Source organism: Kribbella sp. NPDC003557, from assembly GCF_040610805.1.
Classification (GTDB): Bacteria; Actinomycetota; Actinomycetes; order Propionibacteriales; family Kribbellaceae; genus Kribbella.
On record NZ_JBEXMY010000003.1, the window covers coordinates 417,882 to 440,942 of the forward strand.

Annotated in this window: 25 protein-coding genes; 15 read left to right on the forward strand and 10 right to left on the reverse strand. The window is 69.2% G+C overall.

Going from position 1 to position 23,061, the window contains the following annotated elements; all coding sequences use genetic code 11:
- Nucleotides 1-72: 72 nt before the first annotated feature.
- From ABZW60_RS13845 to ABZW60_RS13860, 4 genes are all read right to left on the reverse strand, one after another.
- Complete coding sequence (locus ABZW60_RS13845) at nt 73-912, reverse strand: alpha/beta hydrolase (protein WP_355476593.1); 840 nt, start codon at nt 910-912, stop codon at nt 73-75.
- Between the two features lie 177 nt (nt 913-1,089).
- A complete protein-coding gene (locus ABZW60_RS13850; protein ID WP_355476594.1) occupies nt 1,090-1,980 on the reverse strand; it encodes a PD-(D/E)XK nuclease family protein in 891 nt (296 codons plus the stop codon).
- Between the two features lies 1 nt (nt 1,981).
- Complete coding sequence (locus ABZW60_RS13855) at nt 1,982-2,599, reverse strand: MarC family protein (protein ID WP_355476596.1); 618 nt, start codon at nt 2,597-2,599, stop codon at nt 1,982-1,984.
- Nucleotides 2,596-3,477: a PHP domain-containing protein gene (locus ABZW60_RS13860; protein ID WP_355476598.1), complete on the reverse strand. Its 882-nt coding sequence runs from the start codon at nt 3,475-3,477 to the stop codon at nt 2,596-2,598. Before ABZW60_RS13860 ends, ABZW60_RS13855 begins: the two co-directional genes overlap by 4 nt.
- Before the next feature lie 104 nt (nt 3,478-3,581).
- Between ABZW60_RS13860 and ABZW60_RS13865 the strand changes: the two genes are divergently transcribed.
- The gene (locus ABZW60_RS13865) at nt 3,582-3,980 is read left to right on the forward strand and encodes an NUDIX domain-containing protein (protein ID WP_355476600.1); all 399 of its coding nucleotides are present in this window, start codon (nt 3,582-3,584) and stop codon (nt 3,978-3,980) included.
- Here the strand turns inward: ABZW60_RS13865 and ABZW60_RS13870 are convergent.
- Complete coding sequence (locus ABZW60_RS13870; RefSeq protein WP_355476602.1) at nt 3,977-4,687, reverse strand: helix-turn-helix domain-containing protein; 711 nt, start codon at nt 4,685-4,687, stop codon at nt 3,977-3,979. The two genes, ABZW60_RS13865 and ABZW60_RS13870, sit on opposite strands and share 4 nt — an antisense overlap.
- A gap of 87 nt (nt 4,688-4,774) precedes the next feature.
- Between ABZW60_RS13870 and ABZW60_RS13875 the strand changes: the two genes are divergently transcribed.
- Nucleotides 4,775-5,578 carry an NAD(P)H-binding protein gene (locus tag ABZW60_RS13875; RefSeq protein WP_355476604.1) on the forward strand — a complete coding sequence of 268 codons (804 nt, stop codon included), beginning with the start codon at nt 4,775-4,777 and terminating at the stop codon, nt 5,576-5,578.
- 17 nt (nt 5,579-5,595) lie between these two features.
- The gene (locus ABZW60_RS13880) at nt 5,596-6,339 is read left to right on the forward strand and encodes a GNAT family N-acetyltransferase (RefSeq protein WP_355476606.1); all 744 of its coding nucleotides are present in this window, start codon (nt 5,596-5,598) and stop codon (nt 6,337-6,339) included.
- Here ABZW60_RS13880 and ABZW60_RS13885 read toward each other — a convergent pair.
- Nucleotides 6,321-6,737 carry a DUF4267 domain-containing protein gene (locus ABZW60_RS13885; RefSeq protein WP_355476608.1) on the reverse strand — a complete coding sequence of 139 codons (417 nt, stop codon included), beginning with the start codon at nt 6,735-6,737 and terminating at the stop codon, nt 6,321-6,323. The genes ABZW60_RS13880 and ABZW60_RS13885 overlap by 19 nt on opposite strands.
- Nucleotides 6,738-6,827: 90 nt before the next feature.
- On the opposite strand from ABZW60_RS13885, the gene ABZW60_RS13890 reads away from it, so the two are divergent.
- Nucleotides 6,828-7,382: a TetR/AcrR family transcriptional regulator gene (locus ABZW60_RS13890; protein WP_355476610.1), complete on the forward strand. Its 555-nt coding sequence runs from the start codon at nt 6,828-6,830 to the stop codon at nt 7,380-7,382.
- A 4-nt stretch (nt 7,383-7,386) separates the two neighbouring features.
- On the opposite strand, the gene ABZW60_RS13895 is transcribed toward ABZW60_RS13890, so the two are convergent.
- The gene (locus ABZW60_RS13895; RefSeq protein WP_355476611.1) at nt 7,387-7,962 is read right to left on the reverse strand and encodes a histidine phosphatase family protein; all 576 of its coding nucleotides are present in this window, start codon (nt 7,960-7,962) and stop codon (nt 7,387-7,389) included.
- A gap of 116 nt (nt 7,963-8,078) precedes the next feature.
- On the opposite strand from ABZW60_RS13895, the gene ABZW60_RS13900 reads away from it, so the two are divergent.
- The 5 genes from ABZW60_RS13900 (at nt 8,079) to ABZW60_RS13920 (ending at nt 13,925) form a co-directional block, all read left to right on the forward strand.
- Nucleotides 8,079-9,206, forward strand: coding sequence for a LacI family DNA-binding transcriptional regulator (locus tag ABZW60_RS13900; RefSeq protein ID WP_355476613.1), 1,128 nt, complete (start codon nt 8,079-8,081; stop codon nt 9,204-9,206).
- A gap of 19 nt (nt 9,207-9,225) precedes the next feature.
- Nucleotides 9,226-10,521, forward strand: coding sequence for a sugar ABC transporter substrate-binding protein (locus ABZW60_RS13905; RefSeq protein WP_355476614.1), 1,296 nt, complete (start codon nt 9,226-9,228; stop codon nt 10,519-10,521).
- A gap of 164 nt (nt 10,522-10,685) precedes the next feature.
- On the forward strand, nt 10,686-11,528 hold the full coding sequence (locus ABZW60_RS13910) for a sugar ABC transporter permease (RefSeq protein ID WP_355476616.1): 843 nt from the start codon (nt 10,686-10,688) through the stop codon (nt 11,526-11,528).
- Entirely contained in the window at nt 11,528-12,340 is an 813-nt protein-coding gene (locus tag ABZW60_RS13915) for a carbohydrate ABC transporter permease (protein WP_355476618.1), read from the forward strand. Before ABZW60_RS13910 ends, ABZW60_RS13915 begins: the two co-directional genes overlap by 1 nt.
- Before the next feature lie 10 nt (nt 12,341-12,350).
- Nucleotides 12,351-13,925: a glucoamylase family protein gene (locus tag ABZW60_RS13920; protein ID WP_355476620.1), complete on the forward strand. Its 1,575-nt coding sequence runs from the start codon at nt 12,351-12,353 to the stop codon at nt 13,923-13,925.
- Nucleotides 13,926-14,055: 130 nt separating this feature from the next.
- Here ABZW60_RS13920 and ABZW60_RS13925 read toward each other — a convergent pair whose 3' ends face one another.
- On the reverse strand, nt 14,056-14,817 hold the full coding sequence (locus ABZW60_RS13925; RefSeq protein WP_355476622.1) for a FadR/GntR family transcriptional regulator: 762 nt from the start codon (nt 14,815-14,817) through the stop codon (nt 14,056-14,058).
- A gap of 179 nt (nt 14,818-14,996) precedes the next feature.
- On the opposite strand from ABZW60_RS13925, the gene ABZW60_RS13930 reads away from it, so the two are divergent.
- Genes ABZW60_RS13930 through ABZW60_RS13945 form a run of 4 tightly spaced genes read left to right on the forward strand, consistent with a single transcriptional unit; the run spans nt 14,997 to nt 19,383 of the window.
- Nucleotides 14,997-16,271 carry a sugar ABC transporter substrate-binding protein gene (locus ABZW60_RS13930; protein WP_355476624.1) on the forward strand — a complete coding sequence of 425 codons (1,275 nt, stop codon included), beginning with the start codon at nt 14,997-14,999 and terminating at the stop codon, nt 16,269-16,271.
- Nucleotides 16,271-17,215 (forward strand): sugar ABC transporter permease, encoded by a 945-nt coding sequence (locus ABZW60_RS13935; RefSeq protein WP_355476626.1) that lies wholly within the window; start codon nt 16,271-16,273, stop codon nt 17,213-17,215. The genes ABZW60_RS13930 and ABZW60_RS13935 overlap by 1 nt, the downstream gene beginning before the upstream one ends.
- Entirely contained in the window at nt 17,208-18,053 is an 846-nt protein-coding gene (locus ABZW60_RS13940; RefSeq protein ID WP_355476628.1) for a carbohydrate ABC transporter permease, read from the forward strand. The genes ABZW60_RS13935 and ABZW60_RS13940 overlap by 8 nt, the downstream gene beginning before the upstream one ends.
- Before the next feature lie 19 nt (nt 18,054-18,072).
- Nucleotides 18,073-19,383, forward strand: coding sequence for an alpha-L-fucosidase (locus tag ABZW60_RS13945; protein WP_355476630.1), 1,311 nt, complete (start codon nt 18,073-18,075; stop codon nt 19,381-19,383).
- Between the two features lie 82 nt (nt 19,384-19,465).
- Here ABZW60_RS13945 and ABZW60_RS13950 read toward each other — a convergent pair whose 3' ends face one another.
- Nucleotides 19,466-19,969, reverse strand: a complete 504-nt coding sequence (locus ABZW60_RS13950) for a MaoC family dehydratase (protein ID WP_355476632.1) — start codon at nt 19,967-19,969, stop codon at nt 19,466-19,468.
- Between the two features lie 96 nt (nt 19,970-20,065).
- Nucleotides 20,066-20,614, reverse strand: a complete 549-nt coding sequence (locus ABZW60_RS13955) for a general stress protein (RefSeq protein WP_355476634.1) — start codon at nt 20,612-20,614, stop codon at nt 20,066-20,068.
- 76 nt (nt 20,615-20,690) lie between these two features.
- Here ABZW60_RS13955 and ABZW60_RS13960 point away from each other — a divergent pair, with 76 nt between their 5' ends.
- Nucleotides 20,691-21,797, forward strand: coding sequence for a magnesium and cobalt transport protein CorA (locus ABZW60_RS13960; protein WP_355476636.1), 1,107 nt, complete (start codon nt 20,691-20,693; stop codon nt 21,795-21,797).
- Between the two features lie 187 nt (nt 21,798-21,984).
- Nucleotides 21,985-23,001 carry a winged helix-turn-helix domain-containing protein gene (locus tag ABZW60_RS13965; protein ID WP_355476638.1) on the forward strand — a complete coding sequence of 339 codons (1,017 nt, stop codon included), beginning with the start codon at nt 21,985-21,987 and terminating at the stop codon, nt 22,999-23,001.
- The last annotated feature ends 60 nt before the right edge of the window (nt 23,002-23,061 follow it).

Genomic DNA, 23,061 nt, shown 5'->3' on the forward strand with positions numbered 1-23,061 from the left:
ACAAATAACCGGTCCGGGCGCGGGACCCCTCAGACCCACGCCCGGACCGGTGCCCGGGGGAAGAACAGGAACCTACAGGGTGTCGGTCTTCAGCAGATGGGCGAGGTGGGTGGCGAACGGCGCCGGGTGGCTGGAGTACCCGCCGTGCCCGCCGGGGAACATCACCACCGGCCAGCCGAGGTGCTCCGCGACGACCTCGATCGGCCGCCCCGGAAGGTGCGCGTACGACTCCAGCCCGGCGGCCGGCACGACGCGATCGGCCACCTGCTTCAACGCGTCGAGATCAGGCATGTACCGGGTGAAGGGCAACAGCTTGTGTTCGTAGAAGTTGGCCGCGTTCGCCTGCATCCGCTCCGCGAGCTCGCGGTACTCCGGCAGCAGGTCCTCCATCGGCGGCATCGCGTCGTCGTCCATGCCGGTGCCCATCATGAACACCACGTCGGCCGCGGTCAGGCCGTCCTCGCGATACGTCTCGTACACGTCCTCGAAGAACGCGCGCGCGTCATCCGCGTCCGGCAGCACCTCGGTGCAGGGCGGCTCGTGCGCGACCAGCATCCGGACCCGGTCGGGGTGCCGGGTGATCAGCTCGAGGCCGGTGATCGCGCCCGAGCTGGTGCCGAAGACGTACGCCGGCTCGTGACCGGCGACCGCGTCGATCAGGGCGAGCGCGTCGGCGGCCGACTGCTCGATGGACTCGTCCGCGGCGTCACCGTCGTACCGGCTGCGGGAGTTGCCGCGCGGGTCGTACGTGACCACGGTGTACTCGGCGGCGAGCTGGCCGACCATCCCGGAGAACACGCCGGCGTCGGTCCCGGCGCCCGCGATCAGCAGCAGCACCGGCCCCGAGCCGGTGACCTCGTAGTGCAGCGTTGCCCCCGGCACCGCCAGCTTGTTCACAGTCTTCGCACCCATCAGGCGAGCCCCTTTCATCCACCCTCAGGGTTCACCGCGGCGCTGGCATCCCACGCACACGGCGCTGGCATGGCGGCAGCTCGACAGGAGGTGTCCGCCGATCGCCCCGCCCGTCAGGCGTGCGCACCCGCCCGGCGAGCGGGCAGTGGGCGCATACGTACTGTCGAGCTGCAGACGTCAGCCGGCCTCGGCGGTCGGGGCCTGCTCGCCTTCGTCCAGGCCGGCCCAGGGGTCGCGGGGTGGGGACTCGCGGCGGCCCTGCGGGCAGATCTTGGCGAAGTCGCACCAGCCGCACAGTGGCGACGGCTCCGGCGGGAAGACCGCGTCGGCCTCTGCCGGGGTGAGGCCTTCGGCCCAGCGGGCCTCGGCGGCGGCCGCGTCGTCGGCCATCGCCTCGGCGCGCTGCTGGTGCCGCCCGAGCGACGCCTCGTCGTGATCCGCGGCGGCGATCGTGTTCGTCGGGAGGTGGTGGAGCTCGACCCGCGTGCACGGCTGGTGCAGCACGCGCCGCGCGCCGAGCACGTAGAGGGCCATCGCCAGCGACGACCGGGCGTCGACGGACGTCAGCGGGCGGCGGCCGGTCTTGTAGTCGACGATGGCCAGCTCGGTCCCGCCGCTCCCGTCGCGGGCCGGGCGCTCGTCGATCCGGTCGACCCGCCCGCGCAGCGAGGCCCGTGCGGTGGTGAAGGCGACCGTCCGCTCGACCCCGCGCGGCTCGTAGTACGGATCGGAGTCCCGCAGGTACCCGAGGACCATGTCGGTCGACCGGTCCCGCCAGTCCAGCGACTGCCGCTCGTCGCGGAACCCTTCGCTGCGCCAGCTGGACCGCATCTTCGCGACGACCTCGTCCGGCGTCCGGCGGGACGCGGGCCAGCGGCCGAAGAAGTCGGCGAGCACCTCGTGAACGATCGCGCCGACCGTGTTGTGCGCCCACGGCGGACCCTTCGGCGGCCGCGGTGTCTCGAGGTAGGTGTAGCGGTACTTCCGCTTGCAGTCCGCGAACGTCAGCAGCTTCGTCGGCGTCGCCACGAACAGCCGCGTCGGCATCCCGGGGAGCATGTCGTCCATCTCAGCCGGCCTTGATGAAGTCGGTGACCGCGTCCGCGACCAGCTGGACGGCGATGGCGCTCAGCAGCAGGCCGGCGATCCGGGTGACGAGCAGGACGCCGTTCTCCCCCAGGATCCGCATGATGACGCCGGAGAACCGCAGCGTCAGCCACATCACCAGGTGGATCGCGATGATGCCGACCGAGATCGCGACCACGTCCGGCAGCGACCCGTTCGCCCGCTGCACGAACACCATCGTGGCCACGATCGCGCCCGGCCCGGCGAGCAGCGGCGTACCGAGCGGGACGAACGCGATGTTCACGTTCTTGGTCTGCACCGGGTCCTCGGCGGTGTCGGTCAGCAGCTGCAGCGCGATCAGCAGGAGCAGCAGACCGCCGGCGCACTGCAGCGCGGGCAGCGTGATGCCGAGGTGGTGCAGGATCTGCTGGCCGAACGCCGCGAACACGACGATCACGCCGAACGCGACCAGCACCGCCTGCCAGGCCGCCTTCTTCCGCACCGCGCGGGACTGGCCGGCGGTCAGCGAGATGAAGACCGGCACGGTGCCCGGCGGGTCCATGATCACGAACAGCGTGACGACGACCTCACTGAGCAACCCCAGGTTGATGACACTGTTCACGGAAGGTAGGCCTCGGGGACCTGCGCGTCGGAGGTGGCGGCGTTGCTCTTGGCGATCTCCAGCAGGCGCTCGAACTGCTCGGGCTCGGTCGAGTTCACGCCCAGGTCGTGGTCGATCTTGCCGGCGCCGTGGTGGTCGCTGGAGCCGGTGTACACGATGCCGAGATTGCGGGCGATGGCGCGCAGCGCCTCCCGGGACTCCGGCGAGTGGTCCTGGTGGTCGACCTCGATCCCGGCCAGCCCGTGGTCGGCGACCAGAGCGGCCAGGTTCTCCTCGGTCATCACCTTGTAGCTCGACCGACCCCACGGGTGCGCGATGACCGGCACACCGCCGGCCTGGCGGACCAGGTCGATCGCGTGGCCCGGCTCGAGCGCGTAGTGCGGGACGTGGCCGGTGCGGCCGTCGGCGAGGAACCGGTCGAACGCCTCACCGCGGTTCGCGACCGTGCCGTTGGCGACCAGGGCGTCCGCGACGTGCGGGCGGCCGACCGACGGCGTCCCCGTGGCCTGGGCCAGCACCTCGTCGACGGTGAGCGGGACGCCGATGCTGTTCAGCCGGGCGACGATCGTCGGGATCCGGTCGGTGCGGCCCTCGCGGACCACCTGCAGGTCCTTCGCGAGCGGCGCGTACGCCGGGTCGAGCAGGTAGCCGAGCAGGTGCACGCTGATCCCGTTGAACTTGCAGGAGATCTCCAGCCCGGGGATGAAGCCGATGCCGAGCTCCTCGGCGGCCCGGCGGCTGTCCACCCACCCGTCGGCCGTGTCGTGGTCGGTGAGCGCGATCACATCGAGCCCGGCCTGCTGCGCGTGCCTCATCAGGACGTCCACCGGATCGGTGCCGTCGGAACGGTTCGAGTGGGTGTGCAGGTCGATGAGCACGAGCGGTCCTGGGTCCCTTCGCCGGGTGACTGTCACCGCTGATGCTATCCGCGTTCACCGACGAGACCTGGCACTTGTGCACAGACGCTCTATTCTTCAGCTGCATGGAGCGCGTCGACTGTGTGGGTGCCCTGGTGTACGACGAGCAGCACCGGCTGCTCGTGGTCCGTCGTGCCAACGAGCCCGGGCGCGGTCTGTGGTCGATCCCGGGCGGGCGGGTCGAGCCCGGCGAGGACGATCCGACGGCGGTCGCGCGGGAGGTCGCCGAGGAGACCGGCCTGACCGTCGAGGTCGGGACCCTGGTCGGCGAGATCGAGCGCCCCGGCCCGCGGGGACAGCTCTACGTGATCCGCGACTACGAGGCCACCGCCGTGAGCGGCAGGCTCACACCAGGTGACGACGCGTCGGACGCGCGCTTCGTGACCCGCGCCGAGATCGCGTCGCTGCCGACGACCACCCTGCTGGTTTCCACGTTGGAGCAGTGGAACGCCCTGCCCGGCTAGCAGGTGCTGAGCGGTACGTCGCCGGCCGCGAACGCCTGCGGGGTGACCCGCATCAGCGAGCGGAAATCCGCGATCAGGTGCGACTGGTCGGAGTACCCGGCGTACGCCGCCGTCTCAGCCCAGGGTCGGCCCGCCTGACCGATCACCGTGCGCACGCGGGCGATCCGGGCGAAGTGCTTCGGTGACACGCCTACTGCTTCCCGGAACACCCGCCGCAGATACCGCTCGCTGACACCGAGCCGGGCGGCGGTCTCACCCACGGTGTGCGACGCGATCCCGGCGGTCAGCTCTGCCACGGCGCCCGTCACGAGGTCCGCTCGGCCGGCCGAACGGCGGGGGAATCGCCGGCACAGATAGTCTCCGAGGAACTCGGCGGCCTGCTCGGGCCGATCCCGGTACCTGACCAGGTCCTCCGCGAGCGACCGGGCCGACGATCCGCAGACGTCGGCCAGCGGCACGGTCCGGTCGACGAGCTCGTCGGTCGGGGGTGCGAGCACCAGGTGCCCCGGGCGGATCCGCAGGCGCACACAGACGGGCAGATCCTTCGTGACGTGGTACGCCGCCGTGGTGCGCGGTCCCGCGACCAGGACGTCGCTCTCCCCCGCCGGCGTCATCCGCCAGACGATCGTGGCCGCGGGATCCGGCGGCAGCACGGTGATCGGCGTCGTCGCCGGCCGCAGCGTGACGCTCTCGATCCACGGATGCACGCCTTCGAGCGTAGCCGGGCGGTCCGCGGGTTCCGTAGTACCGAAAGTTCCTATCCCGCGGCGGCGCGGCCGGTTCAGGGTGACGGGATGATTCTGGTCACGGGTGCGACGGGCACCATCGGCAGTGAGCTCATGAAGCAGTTGATCGCGCGCGACGTCCCCGTCCGCGGGATGACGCGGCAGGCCCTTCCCGGTTTGTTCCAAGGCGATTTCGAGGACCCGGAGTCGTTGCGGAAGGCAATCGACGGGGTCGAGGCGGTGTTCCTGCTCAGTGCGCCCGGGCCGTGGGTCCCGGCGCATGACCGGGCGCTCGTCGCGGCCGCGGTGGACGGTGGGGTGCGGAAGATCGTGAAGTTGTCGGCGATAGGCAGTACCGGTCCTGGGAACTGGCACGCGGCCGGCGAACGAGCGGTACGGGACAGCGGCCTGGCGTGGACGATCCTACGACCGGCCGGGTTCGCCTCCAACGCCCTGCGATGGCTGCCGGCGATCCGGAGCGGGCAACCGATTCCGAACCAGACCGGGGCGGGACGGCACGCGTTCGTCGACCCGGCCGACGTTGCCGCGGTTGCCGCCGAGGCGCTGGTCTCGAGCGAGCACGACGGGCGGATCTACACGCTGACGGGGCCTTCCCCGCTCAGCGTCCCGGAACAGGTCGCGGTGTTGTCCGACGTACTGGGGACGGACTTGGCCGTGGCCGACGTACCGCTGGATGTCTACGCGGAGCACTTGCGGGCAGCAGGGGTGGACGAGCCGGTGGTGGCGGTGGCGCTGCAGGGCGCGGAGCTGATCCGCAGCGGTGGCGAGGAAACGGTGACCGACGACGTCGAGCGCGTCCTGGGGCGACCGCCACGCTCCTTCCGGAAATGGGCTCGCGCCGCCTTCGCCTGACTCGCGACACTGGGGAGATGGACGTGGTGCGGGCGATCGAGGACAACGCGGCCGAGCTGCTGATGGCGATGGGTGCCGCGGGCGGCGGTTCGCAGCGGGCGGACGAGCGGGCGGAGTGGACGATCGGCGGGTCGCCCCTCGACTACCACAACGCGGTCGTGCGGGCGTCCGACGCGGACGTGATCGCCGAATCCCTGGCAGAGCTGCGGAAACACGGCGTACCGGGGACCTGGCACGTCGGGCCGTCGATGCTTGTCGCGGGCGCCGATCTGGTCGCGGCGGGGTTCGTCCCAGCTGGGGCGGAGCCGGGGATGGCGGTGCGGATCCCGGACCTGGTCCCGCCCCGCGCCGTCCCCGGGTTGTCGTTGACCCGGGTCGGCGACGACGACGCGTTGGCTGCGTGGGAGGCGACGCTGGGGCAGGGATTCGGCGAGGGCGAGCGGGAGGCCCGGTGGGTCGCGTCGGTCTACGCGAAGCTCGGGTACGACGACCCGTGGCGGCACTACATCGGATGGTTGGACGGTACGCCGGTGGCGACCGCGACGGTGTTCCTCGGCGCGGGCGTGGCCGGGCTGTACTTCGTGATGACCGTGCCGCAGGCGCGACGGCGCGGGATCGGGGCGGCGATCACGTACGGCGCTCTGCGTGACGTCGACGCGGAGTACGCCGTACTGGGATCGTCGGCGGCCGGGCGGCCCGTGTACGAGGCGCTCGGGTTCCGCCAGCACTGCTCCATCGAGTTCTACGAGTGGGCCGGCTGAAGGTTCTTCTCCGTGGTGACGACGCGTTCGCGGAGCAGGAGCAGCGCGTCGACGAGCATGACGGCGGCCGTGAGGCCGTGCACACCCAGCGCGGTCGCGGCCGGGCCGCCGTGGCTGAAGACGACGATCATGTCCGTGATCGGGATGATCGCCAGCACCGCCATCACGATGCCGGTCGTGCGGCGCTGCCGCAGGGCGACGAACAGGATGAGCACGACGAGCCCGAGGGCGATGTCGCGGATGCCCTTCACCGGGAAGTACCCGGCGGCCGTGCCGGTCGGCCACGGGTCGATCCCGAACCCGGCCGCGGCGCCGGCCCCGTCGACCAGGTACCGGAAGCCGAAGGTCAGCGGGAAGATCCCGAGCAGGACGGTCAGGACGGTGGTGAAGCGGCGCATGGTGGGGCTCCTCTGATCTAGCACTGCTAACTTTCCTAGCAATGCTAGACCTGTCGCCGCTAGATTGTCTAGCAGTGCTAGGGTTCGGCCATGCCGACCCAGTCACGCCGCGAGCGGGCCCGCGCGGAACGCCACGACCTGATCCTGCGCACCGCCCGCGAGCTCGCCGAGTCCGTCGGCTGGGGCGCCGTCACCACCCGCCGCCTGGCCGAGGCCGTCGACTACAGCCAGCCGGTCCTCTACGGCCACTTCAAGAACATGAACGCGATCGCCGACGCGGTAGCACTGCAGGGCGTCGAGGAGCTGACCGTGGCGATGCGCACCGCTCGCGAGGACGGCGGTCTGCGCGCTCTGGCCCAGGCGTATCTCGACTACGCCGCCGAGCATCCGGCGGTCTACGAGGCGATCTTCGTCCGCCCCACCGACCTGTCGTTCGGCAGTCCTGACAGCCCGTCCTCGCTGAAGGACGCCTTCGACGAGATCCGGGCCGGCGTAGAACCATTCGCGGACACCGACCCCGAAACCCTCACCGAAGTCTTCTGGAGCGCCCTCCACGGCCAGGCCACCCTCAACCACACCAACCGTCTACGCCCCACCCACGCCAAACCCCGCGTAGACCTCCTCGTCTCCCGCCTGACCGGGTAGGCCGTCAGGCGTTCCAGCGGAGAATGGCGGGGGAGCCTCGTTCCCAGCCGAGGGTGGAGAGGGTGGCGGTGTTGAGGACGAAGTGGCGGCCCTCGGTGACGTCGAGTTCGAGCCAGCGGGCGGTGAGGCCGCGGAGTGCGTGGGAGTGGCCGAAGACCAGCACGTCTCCGGGGACGGCGGCCAGGCGGGCGGTGACGCGGTCGAGGCGGGCGGCGACCTCGGCGGGGGTTTCGCCGTTCGGCACCGGGTCGTCCCAGACGGTCCAGCCGGGGACGGTCTCGCGGATCTCCGCGGTCGTGATGCCCTCGTAGTCGCCGTAGTTCCACTCGACCAGGTCGTCGTCGACCTCCGCGTCGGGGAAGCCCGCGAGTTCGGCCGTACGCCGGGCGCGCTGCCGCGGTGACGTCAGCACCAGATCGAAGGACTCCCCCGCCAGCCGCTCGCGCAGACCCGCCGCGACACGTTCGCCCTCCGCCGTCAGCGGCAGGTCGGTGACGGACGTGTGCCGTCCCGACCTGCTCCACTCGGTCTCCCCGTGCCGGACGAGGAAGACCCGGTCCTTTCGCTCCTGTGCGGTCACCCCCGCATCCTCTCAAACCGGTCCCGAGGTCTTGACCGTTTGAACGATCCACGGCAGGGTATCGAAACTGTAAGCGCTTCCACTCAGCCGTTACCGCCCCTGAGGAGCCAGCCCCGATGCCTTCCGGACCGACCGGCCGGCCGGCGACGATCTACGACGTCGCGGCCCGCGCGAAGCTGTCGATCGCGACGGTTTCGCGTGTCCTGCAAGGGACCGGACCGGTGTCGGCGAAGGCGCGGGCGCGGGTGGACCAGGCGGCGCAGGAGCTCAACTACGTACCGCTGCGGGCGGCGCGGAGCCTCGCCGTCCAGCGGCACGAGGCGCACGGGCTGGTGCTGCCCGATCTCGCCGGTCCGTTCTACGGCGACCTGCTGATGGGGTACGAGCGGTGGGCCGGTGAGCACGGCCAGAGCGTCGTCATCACCGTCACGCACGGCAACCCCGATCCACGACGCACCGTGATGGACCTGGCCGGGCGGGTCGACGGGATAGTTGTCCATGGCAACGCTCTGGAGCTGCCGACGGTGCAGGGCCTGCGCAAGGCCGGCGTACCGGCGGTGCTGATCGCGCATCCGCCCGTCACCGGCTGCGACTCCGTCCGGAGTGAGAGCGCCGCCAGCGCGGAGCAGCTCACGACCCGGCTGCTCGAACACGGCCGCCGGAACCTCGTCTTCGTCGGCGATCCGGCCAGCTCGTACGACGTGTCCGAGCGCTACGCCGGGTTCGCGAAGGCGTACGAGCTCCGCGGGCTGCAGGTGCCGAAGCCGGTACGGGTCGCCCTGACGGAGGAAGCCGGCCGGACCGTCGCCGAGAAGGTGCTCCAGGCAACCACCCGCCCGCCCCGCGCTGCGCGCGGGGCGGGCGGGGAAGAGAACGAGGGCCCGCACAGCAGGGGATTCGGGGTCGGGTCGGTGAGCGGAGCGCACGGCGCGGGTGTGCGGCCTGATGGGCTGGTTTGTGCGAATGACGAGTTGGCGTTGGCGGCCATGGCGATGTTTGCGGCTCAGGGGGTTCGTGTGCCGGGGGACATCGTGGTGACGGGGTGGGACGACGTGATGGCGGCGCGGTACGTGTCGCCGGGGCTGACCACTGTGCGGCAGCCGATGGCCGAGTTGGGGCGGGTGGCCGCGGAGCGGCTGCACGAGCGGGTGACCGGGGTCCGGACCCGGGCGCGTAACGACGTACTGGCAACACAACTGGTGCTGCGGGACAGCTGTGGCACCAAGCGGGGGATGCAGAAGTAATCCAGTGAGGAGACACCACATGTTCACCCACAGCATCCGCCGCCGGCTGGTGATCGGCAGCGCTGCACTCACCGCCACAGCGCTCGCGCTGGCCGGTTGTGGACGGTCCGCGGACACGCCGAGCGGCGGGTCCCAGGCGACCACCACCGTCAGCGAGGGCCCGGCGACCGGCAACCTGACCGTCTGGGCGATGGGCACCGAGGGCGAGAACCTGCCGAAGCTGATGGAGCAGTTCAAGCAGGCCAACCCCGGCGTCAACGTCACCGTCACGCCGATCCCGTGGGACGCGGCGCACAACAAGTTCACCACCGCGATCACCGCGAACACGCTGCCCGACGCCGCCATGGTCGGCACCACCTGGATGGGCGAGTTCGCCGACCTCGGCGCGCTCGACCCGACACCGCAGGGCTTCGACAACTCCGGCTTCTTCCCCGGCGCGCTCGACACCACGAAGGTCGGCGGGACGCAGTACGGCGTGCCGTGGTACGTCGAGACGCGGCTGGTCTACTACCGCAAGGATCTGGCCGCGAAGGCCGGTGTCAGCACGCCCCCGACGGACTGGGACGGGCTGAAGGCGATGGCCAAGGCGATGAAGGAGAAGGCCGGCGCGAAGTACGGGATCAACCTGCAGCCGGGTGGTGACGGCTCCTGGCAGACCGTGATGCCGTTCGCGTGGTCGGCCGGTGCGAACATCACCGGGGACGACCAGAAGGAGTTCACCTTCGACACCCCGGAGATGCAGGAGGGGCTGAAGTACTACCAGAGCTTCTTCACCGAGAAGCTGGCCGGCACCGACCTGCCGCCGAACCAGACCGAGGCGCAGTTCGTGAACGGCCAGGTGCCGATGTTCATCTCCGGGCCGTGGATGGCCGGGTCGGTGGCGAAGGCCGGCGGGGACGCGATCAAGCCGAACATCGGGGTCTTCCAGATCCCGAAGAACAAGACCTCGACGTCGTTCGTCGGCGGGTCGGACTTCGTCGTGTTCAAGTCGTCGAAGAACAAGGACAGCGCGTGGAAGCTGGTCAAGTTCCTGTCCGACCCGAAGACGCAGGCGGCGTGGTTCAAGATGTCGTCCGACCTGCCGGCGGTGAAGAGCGCCTGGGAGGACTCGAGCATCGCCTCCGACCCGCTGCTGCCGGTCTTCGGCAAGCAGCTCGAGGACGCGAAGGCGCCGCCGGCGATCGTGAACTGGGAGCAGGTGGCCAAGGCGTTCGACACCGAGGTCGAGAAGATGGCGAAGTCCGGCCAGTCCCCCGCCGACACCGCCAAGGCCATCCAAACCAAGGCATCTGCCATCGGGACCGGCGGTAGCTGAGCACGATGAGTGAAAAGACAGCACCCGGCGAGGCGCTGCGCACCTCGCCGGGTGGAAGGCAGGAAGGGCGAGCCGCACCAGCAGGTGGCCCGGCCAGTGGTCCGGTTGACGGTGGCCGCCGGGCGGAGCGAGGGCGGCTTGACCGGCAGACGCTTGCTGCGTGGGTGCTCGTCCTCCCGTTCGTCCTTCTTTTCCTCGCATTTACCGCGGGGCCGGTGCTCGGGTCGCTGGGGATGTCGTTCACCGATATCAAGCAGCGGGACCTGCGGACGCCGTTCTCGGTGAACGGGGTCGGGTTCGACAACTACGTGAAGGCGCTGTCGGACGACACGTTCCGCAAGGCGGCGTTCAACACGGCGTACTTCGTGATCGTCGGCGTCCCGCTCACGCTGGTCGTGGCGCTGGCCGCGGCGGTGCTGCTGGACCGCGGGATCAAGCGGTTCCAGGCACTGTTCAAGGTCGGCTACTACCTGCCCGTGGTGACGTCGATCGTCGCGATCGCGGTGATCTGGCGGTTCGTGCTGTCACCGGACAACGGACTGCTGAACACGGTGCTCGGCTGGGTCGGGATCGACGGCCCGAACTGGCTGGCGTCCAGGACCTGGGCGATGCCGTCGCTGATCGCGATGGCGGTCTGGCGGAACTTCGGCTCCGCGATGATCATCTTCCTGGCCGGGCTGCAGGGCATCCCGCAGTCGGTCGAGGAGGCCGGGCAGATCGACGGCGCCGGCGCGTGGCAACGCTTCCGGTACCTGATCCTGCCGCTGCTCAGGCCGACCGTCCTGTTCACCAGCGTCACCACCGGCATCGGCTACCTGCAGTTCTTCGAGGAGCCGTTCGTGATGACCAAGGGCGGTCCGCTGGACAGCACGCTCTCGGTGTCGATGTACACCTACAACCAGTTCGGCTTCGGGAACTACGGGCTGGCGACGTCGATGGCGTACATCCTGTTCGTCGTCATCGCGGTCATCACGTTCATCCAGTTCCGGCTGCTGAGGGAGAAGTGATGCGCCGTACCTGGTGGATCTACCTGATCGGAGTACTCGGCCTGGTCGCCGTCGCGGCGCCGTTCCTGTGGATGGTGCTCGGCAGCTTCAAGACCCAGGGCGAGCTGCTCCGGGTGCCGCCGACCTGGTGGCCGGACGAGCCGACGAACCAGAACTACGCGGATCTGTTCAGCAAGGCGAACTTCCCGCGCTACTTCCTGAACTCGACGGTGGTCGCGCTCGCCGTCACGGCCGGCAACCTGGCCTTCTGCTCGATGATCGGCTACGCGCTGGCGAAGCTGCGGTTCAAGGGCCGCAACGCTCTGTTCGTGCTGGTGATGGCCACGCTGATGATTCCCGGCATGGTCACGTTCGTCCCGCTGTTCGTCCTGGTCACCAACGCCGGGCTCGCGAACTCCTACCCCGGCCTGATCCTGCCGTTCCTGGTCTCGCCGTTCGGGGTGTTCCTGATGCGGCAGTTCTTCCAGGGGCTGCCCGACGACCTGATCGATGCCGGCCGCGTCGACGGCACCACCGAGCTGGGCATCTTCGCCCGGATCATGCTGCCGCTGACCCGGCCCGCGCTGGCCACGCTCGGCATCCTCACCTTCCTCGGATCCTGGAACAACTTCCTCTGGCCGCTGGTGATCGCCCAGACCGAGGACAAGTACACCCTTCCCGTCGCCCTCGCCCTGTACTCGACCGGGCAGAACGCGCAGAACTTCGGCCTGCTGATGGCCGGCGCGGTCGTGGTCGTCGTACCGGTGCTCGTCATGTTCCTGGCGTTCCAGCGGCACGTGACCAAGGGCATCGCCATTACCGGACTGAAATAGGAGACCTCAGATGACCGCCTTCATCAGTCGCCGGACCTTACTCGCTTCTACTGGAGCTCTCGCGCTGGCGGGGGCCGGATCCTCCGCGTACGGCGGGACGCCCGCCCCCGCCGACCTGCTGAAAGGCGGGTGGGTGCCGAGCCCGGCCGACAGGGCTCTGGCCGGCCGGTGGGCCCGGGACACCTGGCGCAGTCTCGTCGCGATGACCGACGAACGGACCGGGCTGCCCGCGGACAACATCGGCGAGTCCGTGACGAACCCGGTGCGCAGCAAGTACACCTCCCCCACCAATATCGGCGGCTACCTCTGGAGCACGGTCGTCGCCCGGCACCTCGGCATCATCTCGCCGCAGGAGTCGCTGCGCCGTGTCACGCAGACGCTGACGACGATGAAGAACGTCGTCCACCACGAGCCGAGCGGCATGTACTTCAACTGGTACGACGAGGCGACCGGCGAGGTGCTGCGCACCGACCCGGACGGCACCAGGCCGATCACGCCGTTCGTGTCGAGTGTCGACAACGCCTGGCTCGCCTGCGCGCTGATGGTGGTCCGCAACGCCGAGCCGCGCGCCCGGGCGCTCGCGGAGTCCTTGCTGAACAAGATGAACTTCACCTTCTACTACAACCCCGCGGCCCGCCCGGGCGGCCTGATGCGCGGCGGCTTCTTCGAGACCCCGCCGCCGGACGAGGAAACCGATCAGGGCAACCACGCCGGCGTCGGCCCGGACGTGTACTACCGCAAGTTCCACTACGACACCTGCAACACCGAGGCCCGGATCGCCGGGTACGTCGGGTTCGCCCTGAACCAGGTCCCGCACACGCAGTACTTCGCGACGTACCGCACCTTCCCGGACAGCTGCGACTGGTCGTGGGTCGAGCAGAAGCCGGAGGGCGTGCACCGGACGTATCTCGGCCTCGACGTCTTCGAGGGCACCTACTCGTACCGCGGCATGCGGATCGTCCCGTCCTGGGGCGGCGACATGTTCGAGTCGCTGATGCCCGACCTGTTCGTCCCCGAGTCCACCTGGGCGCCGCGCAGCTGGGGCATCAACCATCCGCTGACCGTCCGCGCGCACATCGAGCACGGCCTGGACGACGCGAAGTACGGCTACTGGGGCTTCTCGCCCGCGTCGAATCCCAAGGGCGGGTACGCCGTCTACGGCGTCGAGGCGCTCGGCATGGACCCGGGCGGCTACCCGTCCGACCTCGAGGGCACCAACTTCGACGGCGGCTTCGAGGGCTGCCGCGAGGGCACCAACCCGAACCCGACCTACGGCGACGGCGTGGTCACCCCGCACGCGGCCTTCCTCGCGATGGCGTACGCGCCGCGGCAGGCGATCGACAACCTGAGCAAGATCGAGCGCACCCTGCACGCGTACGGTGCCGGCGGGTTCTACGACTCGGTCGCGGTGCGGTCGGGGCTGATCGCGAAGCGGTACCTGTCGCTCGACCAGGCCATGGTGATGGGTGCGATCGGCAACGTGTTCGGCAACGACCTGATCCGGCGGAGCTTCGCGAGCCGGACGGTCGAGCAGCGGATCCGGCCGTTGATCGCGATGGAGCAGTTCGAATCGGGAGTCGCGTAGATGCCCGACCTCGATCCGCCGAAGGAGGTCACGGCGGTCGGCGGCGTCGGCCAGGTGACGATCGACTGGTCGCCGATGGACGGCGCAGCGGGCTACCTGATGGCCGACCTGGCGGAGCGCACCCAGCTGGTCAGTGTCCCGCTCGAGTGGAATGGTTCAGCGGTCGAGGTGACGCTGCCGACGCCGGCCGCTGTGCTGCTGGAACTCCGTCCACCTCGAGTCTGACCGCCTCGTTGAGCCAGCGTTCGACGCCCGCGATGTGCACGGTCGCCCAGGCCTGGGCGACCTCGGGCTCGCGGGCGGTGATCGCGTCCAGGATCGAGCGGTGCTCGGCGACCGAGCGGTTCACCGCGCCGGTCTGGGTCAGGCCGCGCCAGATCCGGGCCCGGTAGGTCGGCTGCCGCAGGCTCTCGATGATCGAGGCCAGTGTCCGGTTCCCGCTGCCGATCGCGAGCAGCCGGTGGAACTCGACGTCACAGGCGAGCTGGTCGTCGGCCGACGGGTCGTCGCCGAGGTCGTCCAGCAGCGCGCGCATCACGGCGATCTCGTCGTCGGGCATCCGGAGCGCCGCCCGGGCCGCGGCGGCCGGCTCGAGGATCCGCCGGACCTCGAAGAACTCCAGCACCGAGGCGTCCTGGTGCAGGTCCAGGACGAAGCCCAGCGTCTCCATCAGCAGCGGTGGATCGAGGCTGGTCACGTAGGTCCCGTCCCCCTGCCGGACCTCGAGCACCCGGATCAGGGCCAGCGCCTTGACCGCCTCGCGCAGCGAGTTGCGGGACAGCCCGAGTCTGGCGGCCAGGTCGGCCTCGCGCGGCAGCCGGTCGCCGGGCTGCAGCTCGCCGGCCACGATCATCTGCTTGATGCTGTCGATCGCCGCGTCGGTCACCGCCATGCGCACCCCTCCCTTCGCCCGAAACCTCCGATGTCTTTGGACCATACATCGGAGGTCTGGGTAGTGCGCTAGAGCGTGGAGAGTTGATTTTCTTCCTGAAATAAGGGGCCGAACTGTTGACTCTCGTCAAGATCCCGACATATTGATCGGATGACTCACAGCTCTCCTTGGAGGTCAGGATGAGAGGAACACCAGCTCGGGCGCGCCGCTGGCTCACCGCCACCTGTGCGGTGCTGGCGCTGACGGCCGTTGCCGCCTGTGGCGGCGGCAACGACGGCAGCGGCGGCAGCGGGTCCGGGTCGGCCGACAAGGCCGACCTGACCTGGCAGTTCTGGGTCGGCGGGACCGAGGACCAGGCCGCCTGGCAGAAGGTCGCCGACCAGGCGCACACCGACCACTCCGGCATCACCGTCAAGCTGCAGGGCACCGACTGGAACAACTACTGGTCGAAGATCGGCACCCTGCTGGCCAGCGGCAAGGCCCCCTGCATCATCGGCATGCAGTCGCTGCGGCTGGCGTCGTACGCGAACGCGCTGCTGCCGCTCGACGACCTGATCACGAAGTACGGCCTGAAACCCGAGGACTTCGACAAGCCGATCATGGACGGCCTGAAGGCGGACGGGAAGCAGATCGCGATCCCGTACGACTCCGGCCCGATGGTGATCTTCTACAACAAGGACCTGTTCAAGGCGGCCGGCATCGCGGACCCGAAGCCCGGGTGGACGATGGACGAGTTCAAGGCGGCCGCGAAGAAGCTCACGACCGCGGGCCGGACCGGCCTGGTGACGACGCCCGGAGACCTCGGCGTGGCTTCCTGGGTGCGCACCATGACCGGCGCCGAGCCGCTGGCCGACGGCAAGCTGAACCTGACCGACTCCAAGTTCGTCGACGGGTTCAAGGGCTGGACGGACTTCGTCCGGACCGACAAGATCGCGCCGCAGGTGCCGTCCGGCAACACCGACTTCGAGACCACGCAGTTCGTCTCCGGCAAGTCCGCGATGCAGCTGAACGGTCCGTGGTCGCTGATCGACACCCTCGGCAAGGTCAAGTTCAACCTCGGCATCGCGCCGATCCCCGCCGGTGCGGACGGTTCGAAGACCTACACCGCGGGCTCCGGCTTCGGCATCTCCCGGTCCTGCAAGACGCCGGACGCCGCGTTCCAGGCGATCATGTCGATGACCAGTGACAAGCCGCTGACCACGCTGGCCGCCGCCGGCCGCGCGTACCCGGCCCGGACCGCGGCGCACCCGGCCTGGTTCACCGCGGCGAAGATCCCGGAGGCCAAGGAGGTCATCGAGTACGCGTCGGAGAACTCGATCGCGCTGACCACCTCGAAGAACTGGGTCCAGGTCGCCGACCTGCTCACCCGGTTCGGCACCCAGGCGCTGAACGGCGAGGTCCCACCGGACCAGGCGCTGAAGACCATCCAGGACCAGGCGGGCGCTGGTTCCTGATGGCCACTGACACCACCGTCGCCCCGACCGGTACGTCGCCTGCGCGCGGCGTCCGGCCGGGGCGCCGGCCCGCGTTACGCAGGGACGGGCGGTACGCGTCGGTCTTCCTCGCGCCGAGTCTCGCCGGCCTCGCCCTGTTCACGTTGTTCCCGACCGCGATGGCACTGGGGATCAGCCTGTTCGACTGGCCGGTGTTCGGCGAGCGCAAGTTCCTCGGGTTCGGCAACTACTCACACCTGTTCGGCGATCCGGTGTTCCGCCGGGTGGTGTTGAACACGGCGCTGTTCGTGGTGCTGTATGTGCCGCTGAACGTGGTCCTCTCGCTCGGGCTGGCGACCTGGCTCGGACCGAAGATCAAGGGCCGGCAGGCGTTCCGGGTGCTGTTCTTCATCCCGGTGATGACGCCGATGGTCGCCAACGTGATGGTCTGGCGGCTGCTGTTCCAGCCCGGCGGTCTGCTCGACGCCGGCCTGAACAGCTGGTTCGGCATCGACGCGCCGAACTTCCTCGGCTCGTCGAGCTGGGCGATGCCGGCGATCGTCGCGATGTCGATCTGGCAGGGGTTCGGGTACAACTTCCTGGTCTTCTCGGCCGCCCTCGACCAGGTGCCGCAGTCGCAGCTGGAGTCGGCGCAGATCGACGGCGCCGGGCCGTTCCAGCGGTTCCGCTACGTCACCTGGCCGATGATCACGCCGTCGATCTTCTTCGCCACCACGATGACGCTGATCACCTCGTTCCAGGTGTTCGCGCAGCCGTTCATCCTGACCCAGGGCGGGCCGGGCGTGTCCACCCAGACGATCGTCATGTACGTCTACAACCAGGGCTGGCAGTTCCTCACCATGGGTCTGGCGTCGGCGGCCGGCTGGGTGCTGTTCGTGATCATCATGGGCATCACCGCGATCCAGTTCGTCGGCCAGCGGAAGTGGGTGAACTACGATGTCTGAGACCTCCGTGGCCGCTCGCCGGGTGCGCAGCAGCGTCTCGCACGTCTTGCTGATCCTGGTCGCGATCCTGTTCCTCGGGCCTTTGGTGTACGCCGTTTCGACGTCGCTGAAGCCCGCCGACGAGGTGTTCACGCCGACCCCGCACCTGTTCGGGTCCGAGATCCGCTGGCAGAACTACGCCGACGCGTTCGAGTTCGCACCGTTCGGCCGGTACTTCCTGAACAGCCTGTTCGTCGCGGTCGCCGGCACGCTGGTCGTGGTGATCGCGTCGAGCATGTCGGCGTACGCCTTCGCCCGGTTGCGGTTCCGGGGCCGCGAGCAACTGTTCGTGCTGTTCCTCGGGACCTTGATGGTGCCGCAGGAGGTCCTGATCGTGCCGATGTACTGGCTGATGCAGTCGCTCGGCTGGGTGGACAGCTACTGGGCGCTGATCCTGCCGTGGGCGTTCACCGCGTTCGGCACCTTCCTGCTGCGGCAGTTCTTCCTGACCGTCCCGGCCGAGCTGGAGGAGGCGGCCCGGGTGGACGGGTGCGGGCCGTTCGGCTCGTTCCTGCGGATCATGCTGCCGCTCGCCCGGCCGGCCATCGCCGTACTGACCGTCTTCACCTTCATCAGCTTCTGGGGCAGCTTCCTGTGGCCGTTGATCATCGTGAACAGCGTCGCCGACAAGGGCACCGTCCCGCTCGGCCTGGCGCAGTTCATCGGCCAGCAGGGCACCCAGTGGAACCTGATGATGGCCGCGTCGGTGATGGCGATGATCCCGACCGTCCTGCTCGTCGTCCTGTTGCAGAAGCATCTCGTCCGCGGTCTGCTCGTCACCGGCCTCGGCGGCCGTTAATCCTGAAGGAGATCTGATCATGACTGATACGCCTCCCGCGGCTTCGGTTGCGAAGTTCCGCGACTGGCGGTTCGGCCTGTTCGTCCACTGGGGCCTGTACTCGCTGCCGGCCCGGCACGAGTGGGTGAAGAACCGCGAACGGCTGACCGACGAGGACTACCAGCCGTACTTCGACCACTACGAGCCGGACCTGTACGACCCGCGCAAGTGGGCCAAGGCCGCCCGCGAGGCCGGCATGCGGTACGCCGTACTGACCACCAAGCACCACGAGGGATTCTGTCTGTGGGACTCCGAGGTGTCGGACTACACCGTCGCGCACACCGCGTGGGGCAAGGACACCAAGGACAACGACCTGGTCAAGCGGTTCGTCGAGGCCTGCCGGGCCGAGGGGCTCGGGGTCGGTTTCTACCACTCGCTGATCGACTGGCATCACCCGGAGTTCCCGATCGACCTCGTGCACCCGCAGCGCGACGACGAGGAGGCGATCGCGAAGGCGGCCGGGCGGGACGTCCAGGTGTACGCCGACTACCTGCACGCCCAGACCCGTGAGCTGCTGACCAACTACGGCCCGATCGACATCATGTGGTTCGACTTCTCCTACCCGGGCCGGACGTACGAGGACGGGCGCGACGGCCACGGCAAGGGCCGCGACGACTGGCGCTCCGAGGAGCTGATGGCGATGGTCCGGGAGCTGCAGCCGGACATCCTGATCAACGACCGGCTGGACATCCCGGGTGACTTCGTGACGCCGGAGCAGTACCAGCCGGACGGCCCGATGGAGCGCGACGGCGTACCGGTGCTGTGGGAGGCGTGCCAGACGCTGAACGGCAGCTGGGGCTACGACCGGGACAACCTGGACTGGAAGTCGCCGGAGACGCTGGTGAAGATGCTCGTCGACTCGGTCTCCAAGGACGGCAACCTGCTGCTGAACGTGGGGCCGACCGGCCGCGGCGAGTTCGACCCGCGCGCGCTGGCGACGCTGGCGTCGATCGGCGAGTGGATGCGGCTGCACGAACGTGCGATCCGCGGTGCGCGTCCGTCGTCGGAGTACTCGGCTCCGGTCGACTGCCGCTTCACGCAGAAGGGCGACCGGCTCTACCTGCACCTGTTCTCGTGGCCGATGGGGCACATCCACCTGGACGGGCTGGCCGGCAAGGTCAAGTACGCCCAACTGCTCAACGACGCGTCCGAGATCAAGCGGATCGTCAACGACCCGCACCAGCAGGCCCAGAACACCACGATGGGCGGGGTCTCGTCGCAGACGCTCACCCTGAAACTCCCGATCCAGAAGCCGAACGTGCTCGTTCCGGTGATCGAGCTGTTCCTCTAGACGACCGGTCCGCGGTCGGCGCGCGGTCCGTCCGGTCTCCCCTCCCCGGACGGGCCGCTCGTCATGTCCTGACTACTCGGCCTTATTCGGCCGGGACCGGGCGGCCCGGCTGCTCGCCGCCGCGGGCGTCCAGGTAGCTCTGCTTCGGCACCATGACCTTGCGGCGGAACAGGCACACGACGGTGCCGTCCTGCTTGTAGCCCTTGGTCTCGACGTGAACGACGCCGCGGTCGTCCTTGGACTTGGACTCCCACTTGTCCAGCACGACGGTCTCGCCGTAGATCGTGTCACCGTGGAAGGTCGGCGCGACGTGGCGCAGGGACTCGATCTCGAGGTTCGCGATCGCCTTGCCGCTCACGTCCGGGACCGACATACCGAGCAGGATCGAGTAGATGTAGTTGCCGACCACAACGTTCTTGCCGAACTGCGTGGTCCCCTCCGCGTAGTGCGTGTCCAGGTGCAGCGGATGGTGGTTCATGGTGAGCAGGCAGAACAGGTGGTCGTCGTACTCGGTCACGGTCTTGCCCGGCCAGTGCTTGTAGACCGCACCGACCTCGAACTCCTCGTAACTGCGCCCGAACTGCATCGCGGTTCCTCCTCGGCTGCTGGAATCCCCATGCTGCCGCCTCCGGGCGGATCCGGACCGTGGCCTGGCTCTCACCGGCGGGAGAGATAGGTCACCTCAGTCGGTGGGGCGCTGCGTCGTCTCCTGGACCGGCTGGTCCACGTGGTTCGGCAGCAGCGGGTGCACCTCGCCCTTCAGCGCCAGCTTGGCCAGGTGGTTGCGGGCCTCTTCGGCGAACTTGAAGTCGCACAGCACGTCGTACGTCGTCGCCACCACCGCGGTCCGCGAGGTGAAGTCGCGGCGGCCGGCCGACTGCGCGTAGCTCAGGCCACCGAACACCAGCCCGAAGAAGGCGCCCAGCACGACGCCGGTGAGCAGCGCCGCGAGCCAGTTGCCGGTCGTGAACAACCCCAGCAGCAGACCGACGAACAGACCGAACCAGGCGCCACTGGCCAGGCCCGCGGTCAGCGCCCGGCCCCAGGTGAGCCGGCCGGTGATCTTCTCGACCTGACGGAGGTTGTTACCGACGATGGTCGTGTGCTCGACCGGGAACTTCTCGTCCGAGAGGTAGTCGACGGCTCGCTGCGCCTCCCGGTAGGTGTCGTACGTCCCGATCGTGAGGCCGGTCGGCCTGGGGTCCATCGAGGGCATGCCCTGCGTGGTCATCGTCGTTCCTCTCCACGTGCGTCCACCCCCATCATTGCCGACGGCTGGTTACTGCGTCTTGATAGCCTCGCCGGTGATGACCGGGCGACGATGGGACATGGGCGCGACACGCCGTGTCGGACGGGTCTTCGCCCGGCGTGGCGGCGGCACCGGCCGTCCCCCGGACGATGTGATGACCGGCAAGCTCGAGGGTGCCCTGGTCGACTGGGGGCTGTATCGCGACGGCGTCCGCGACCGGCGCGTCAACTCCTACACCGAGGCCTTGGACCGGGCGCAGCGCGGACAGGGCTTCGTGTGGATCGGCCTGTTCCAGCCGACCGCCCATCAGCTCGCCATCATCGGCGCGGAGTTCGGCCTGCACCCGCTGGCCCTGGAGGACGCGTCCGAGGCGCATCAGCGCCCCAAGCTGGAGCGGTACGGCGAGACGCTGTTCGCGGTGTTCAAGACGGTCACGTACGTCCCGCACGGCGACCTGACCGCGACCAGCGAGGTGGTCGCGACCGGTGAGGTCATGGTGTTCTGCGGGCCGGGCTTCGTGGTGACGGTCCGCCATGGTGAGCACAGCGAGCTGACCGGGCTGCGTCAGGAGCTGGAGCAGGAGCCGCACCGGCTGGCCACCGGCCCCGGCGCCGTACTGCACGCCATCGCGGACCACGTCGTCGACCGCTACCTGGAGGTCGCGGACGCCGTCCAGGCCGACATCGACCTGATCGAGACGTCCATGTTCACCCCGCGCGGCTGGCGCAGCATCGACCGGGTCTACCAGCTGAAGCGTGAGGTGCTGGAGCTCAAGCGGGCGGTGGCGCCGCTGACCGGCCCGATGCGCGCGCTGGCCACGCTGCGGCATCCGCTGATCGCCGAGGAGACCAGGAACTACTTCCGCGACGTCGACGACCATCTGCAGCGGGTCAAGGAGCAGGTGATCTCGTTCGACGAGCTGCTCAGCTCGATCCTGCAGGCCGGGCTCGCCCAGGTCCAGGTGGCCGAGAACGAGGACATGCGGCGGATCTCGGCCTGGGTCGCGATCCTGGCGGTGCCGACGATGATCGCCGGGATCTACGGGATGAACTTCGACTACATGCCGGAGTTGCGGCTCAAGTACGCCTACTTCGTCGTGCTCGGCGTGATGCTCGGCGCGTGTTTCGTGCTTTACCGGTTGTTCAAGCGGAACCACTGGCTCTGAACCCGGAGTTCGCTCCGCGCCGGTCGGGTGACTTGGCAACCTTTTGCCATGGCCGAAAGTCCTCCCGGATTGGAATGTTCAAACGGTTGTCCCGGGTTCTGCTGCCTTGATTGAATTCCGGAATCGCATTCGGTCAGGAATTGATTACTTTCCGCGACCATTTGACGTTGGACGGGAGGGGATCGCGGTGCTGCGCATTCACTTCACGCCCCGCGACCTGACCCGGGTCACGGTCGCGATCACGCCGGCGCCGTTGTGGGAGGTGCTGCTGAGCCTGCACATGCTGCAGCACTCCGAGGGCCGGCTGATCTTCGAGGACTGGCGGCGGCACGTCCGCGCCACGGTCGCTCCGGACCAGATGCGGCTGCTGCTCGAGCTGACCCCGTCGAAGGGTTACTCGCCGGACTTCCTGACCCCGGCCGGGGCCGCACCGGACTTCGACACCGCGCTGGAGCAGACGCTGGCGACGCCGCCGCAGCAGCTCCGCAGCCAGCTCGACCTGCTCGCGCAGTACCGGCCGCCGTCGCCGTGGACGCGCGAGCTGGCGCAGGGCGGCCGGGCGTCGCTGCAGAAGCTCGGCCGGGCCATCCGGACGTACCACGACGCGGCGATCGCGCCGTACTGGAAGTCGATCGGGACGCACGTGTCCGCCGACCACGCCCATCGCGGGGAGGCGCTGGCCCGGCACGGTGTGGACCGATTGTTGTCGTCCTTGCATCCGCGGGTCCGGTGGGTACCACCGGTGCTGCAGGTGCTGGACATGAACGACCGAGATCTGTATCTCGATGGCAGGGGAATCGAGTTGCAGCCTTCGGCGTTCTGCTGGCAGGTACCGACCAAGCTGCGGGACCCGGATCTCACACCGATCCTGGTCTACCCCATTCAGCATGCGCCCGGGATCCTGCGGCAGGCGTCGATGGAGCAACTGCCGTCGAGTGACCCGCTGGCCGCGTTGCTGGGCTCCACCCGGGCCGCCGCTCTGGAGGCGGCCGTCAGCGGCTGTACGACGACCGAGCTGGCCAAGCGCTGCCGCATCTCCCCCGCGGCTGCCAGCCACCAGGCGACGGTCCTGCGTGAGGCCGGCCTGATCACCACCCGCCGCGACGGCGCGTCGGTGCGCCACGAGATCACCCAGCTGGGCATCTGGCTGCTGTCCGGCTACGGCTCCGGCCGTCCCCGGCCGCGGTCCCACATACCCGCCTAGCCCCCGAACCCTGCCCCATCGCGCGCTGGGCCGACCGGCACCGCCCCGCCTGTCGACCCA

What these genes read in the sequence shown, in the direction of transcription:
- ABZW60_RS13845 (WP_355476593.1), bottom strand. Translation starts at nt 912, where the DNA reads ATGGGTGCGAAGACTGTGAACAAGCTGGCGGTGCCGGGGGCAACGCTG.
- ABZW60_RS13885 (WP_355476608.1), bottom strand. Translation starts at nt 6,737, where the DNA reads ATGCGCCGCTTCACCACCGTCCTGACCGTCCTGCTCGGGATCTTCCCG.
- ABZW60_RS13905 (WP_355476614.1), top strand. Translation starts at nt 9,226, where the DNA reads ATGTTCACCCACAGCATCCGCCGCCGGCTGGTGATCGGCAGCGCTGCA.
- ABZW60_RS13850 (WP_355476594.1), bottom strand. Translation starts at nt 1,980, where the DNA reads ATGGACGACATGCTCCCCGGGATGCCGACGCGGCTGTTCGTGGCGACG.
- ABZW60_RS13955 (WP_355476634.1), bottom strand. Translation starts at nt 20,614, where the DNA reads ATGACCACGCAGGGCATGCCCTCGATGGACCCCAGGCCGACCGGCCTC.
- ABZW60_RS13940 (WP_355476628.1), top strand. Translation starts at nt 17,208, where the DNA reads ATGTCTGAGACCTCCGTGGCCGCTCGCCGGGTGCGCAGCAGCGTCTCG.
- ABZW60_RS13890 (WP_355476610.1), top strand. Translation starts at nt 6,828, where the DNA reads ATGCCGACCCAGTCACGCCGCGAGCGGGCCCGCGCGGAACGCCACGAC.
- ABZW60_RS13875 (WP_355476604.1), top strand. Translation starts at nt 4,775, where the DNA reads ATGATTCTGGTCACGGGTGCGACGGGCACCATCGGCAGTGAGCTCATG.
- ABZW60_RS13915 (WP_355476618.1), top strand. Translation starts at nt 11,528, where the DNA reads ATGCGCCGTACCTGGTGGATCTACCTGATCGGAGTACTCGGCCTGGTC.
- ABZW60_RS13880 (WP_355476606.1), top strand. Translation starts at nt 5,596, where the DNA reads ATGGACGTGGTGCGGGCGATCGAGGACAACGCGGCCGAGCTGCTGATG.
- ABZW60_RS13960 (WP_355476636.1), top strand. Translation starts at nt 20,691, where the DNA reads ATGACCGGGCGACGATGGGACATGGGCGCGACACGCCGTGTCGGACGG.
- ABZW60_RS13900 (WP_355476613.1), top strand. Translation starts at nt 8,079, where the DNA reads ATGCCTTCCGGACCGACCGGCCGGCCGGCGACGATCTACGACGTCGCG.
- ABZW60_RS13945 (WP_355476630.1), top strand. Translation starts at nt 18,073, where the DNA reads ATGACTGATACGCCTCCCGCGGCTTCGGTTGCGAAGTTCCGCGACTGG.
- ABZW60_RS13950 (WP_355476632.1), bottom strand. Translation starts at nt 19,969, where the DNA reads ATGCAGTTCGGGCGCAGTTACGAGGAGTTCGAGGTCGGTGCGGTCTAC.
- ABZW60_RS13925 (WP_355476622.1), bottom strand. Translation starts at nt 14,817, where the DNA reads ATGGCGGTGACCGACGCGGCGATCGACAGCATCAAGCAGATGATCGTG.
- ABZW60_RS13865 (WP_355476600.1), top strand. Translation starts at nt 3,582, where the DNA reads ATGGAGCGCGTCGACTGTGTGGGTGCCCTGGTGTACGACGAGCAGCAC.
- ABZW60_RS13920 (WP_355476620.1), top strand. Translation starts at nt 12,351, where the DNA reads ATGACCGCCTTCATCAGTCGCCGGACCTTACTCGCTTCTACTGGAGCT.
- ABZW60_RS13935 (WP_355476626.1), top strand. Translation starts at nt 16,271, where the DNA reads ATGGCCACTGACACCACCGTCGCCCCGACCGGTACGTCGCCTGCGCGC.
- ABZW60_RS13930 (WP_355476624.1), top strand. Translation starts at nt 14,997, where the DNA reads ATGAGAGGAACACCAGCTCGGGCGCGCCGCTGGCTCACCGCCACCTGT.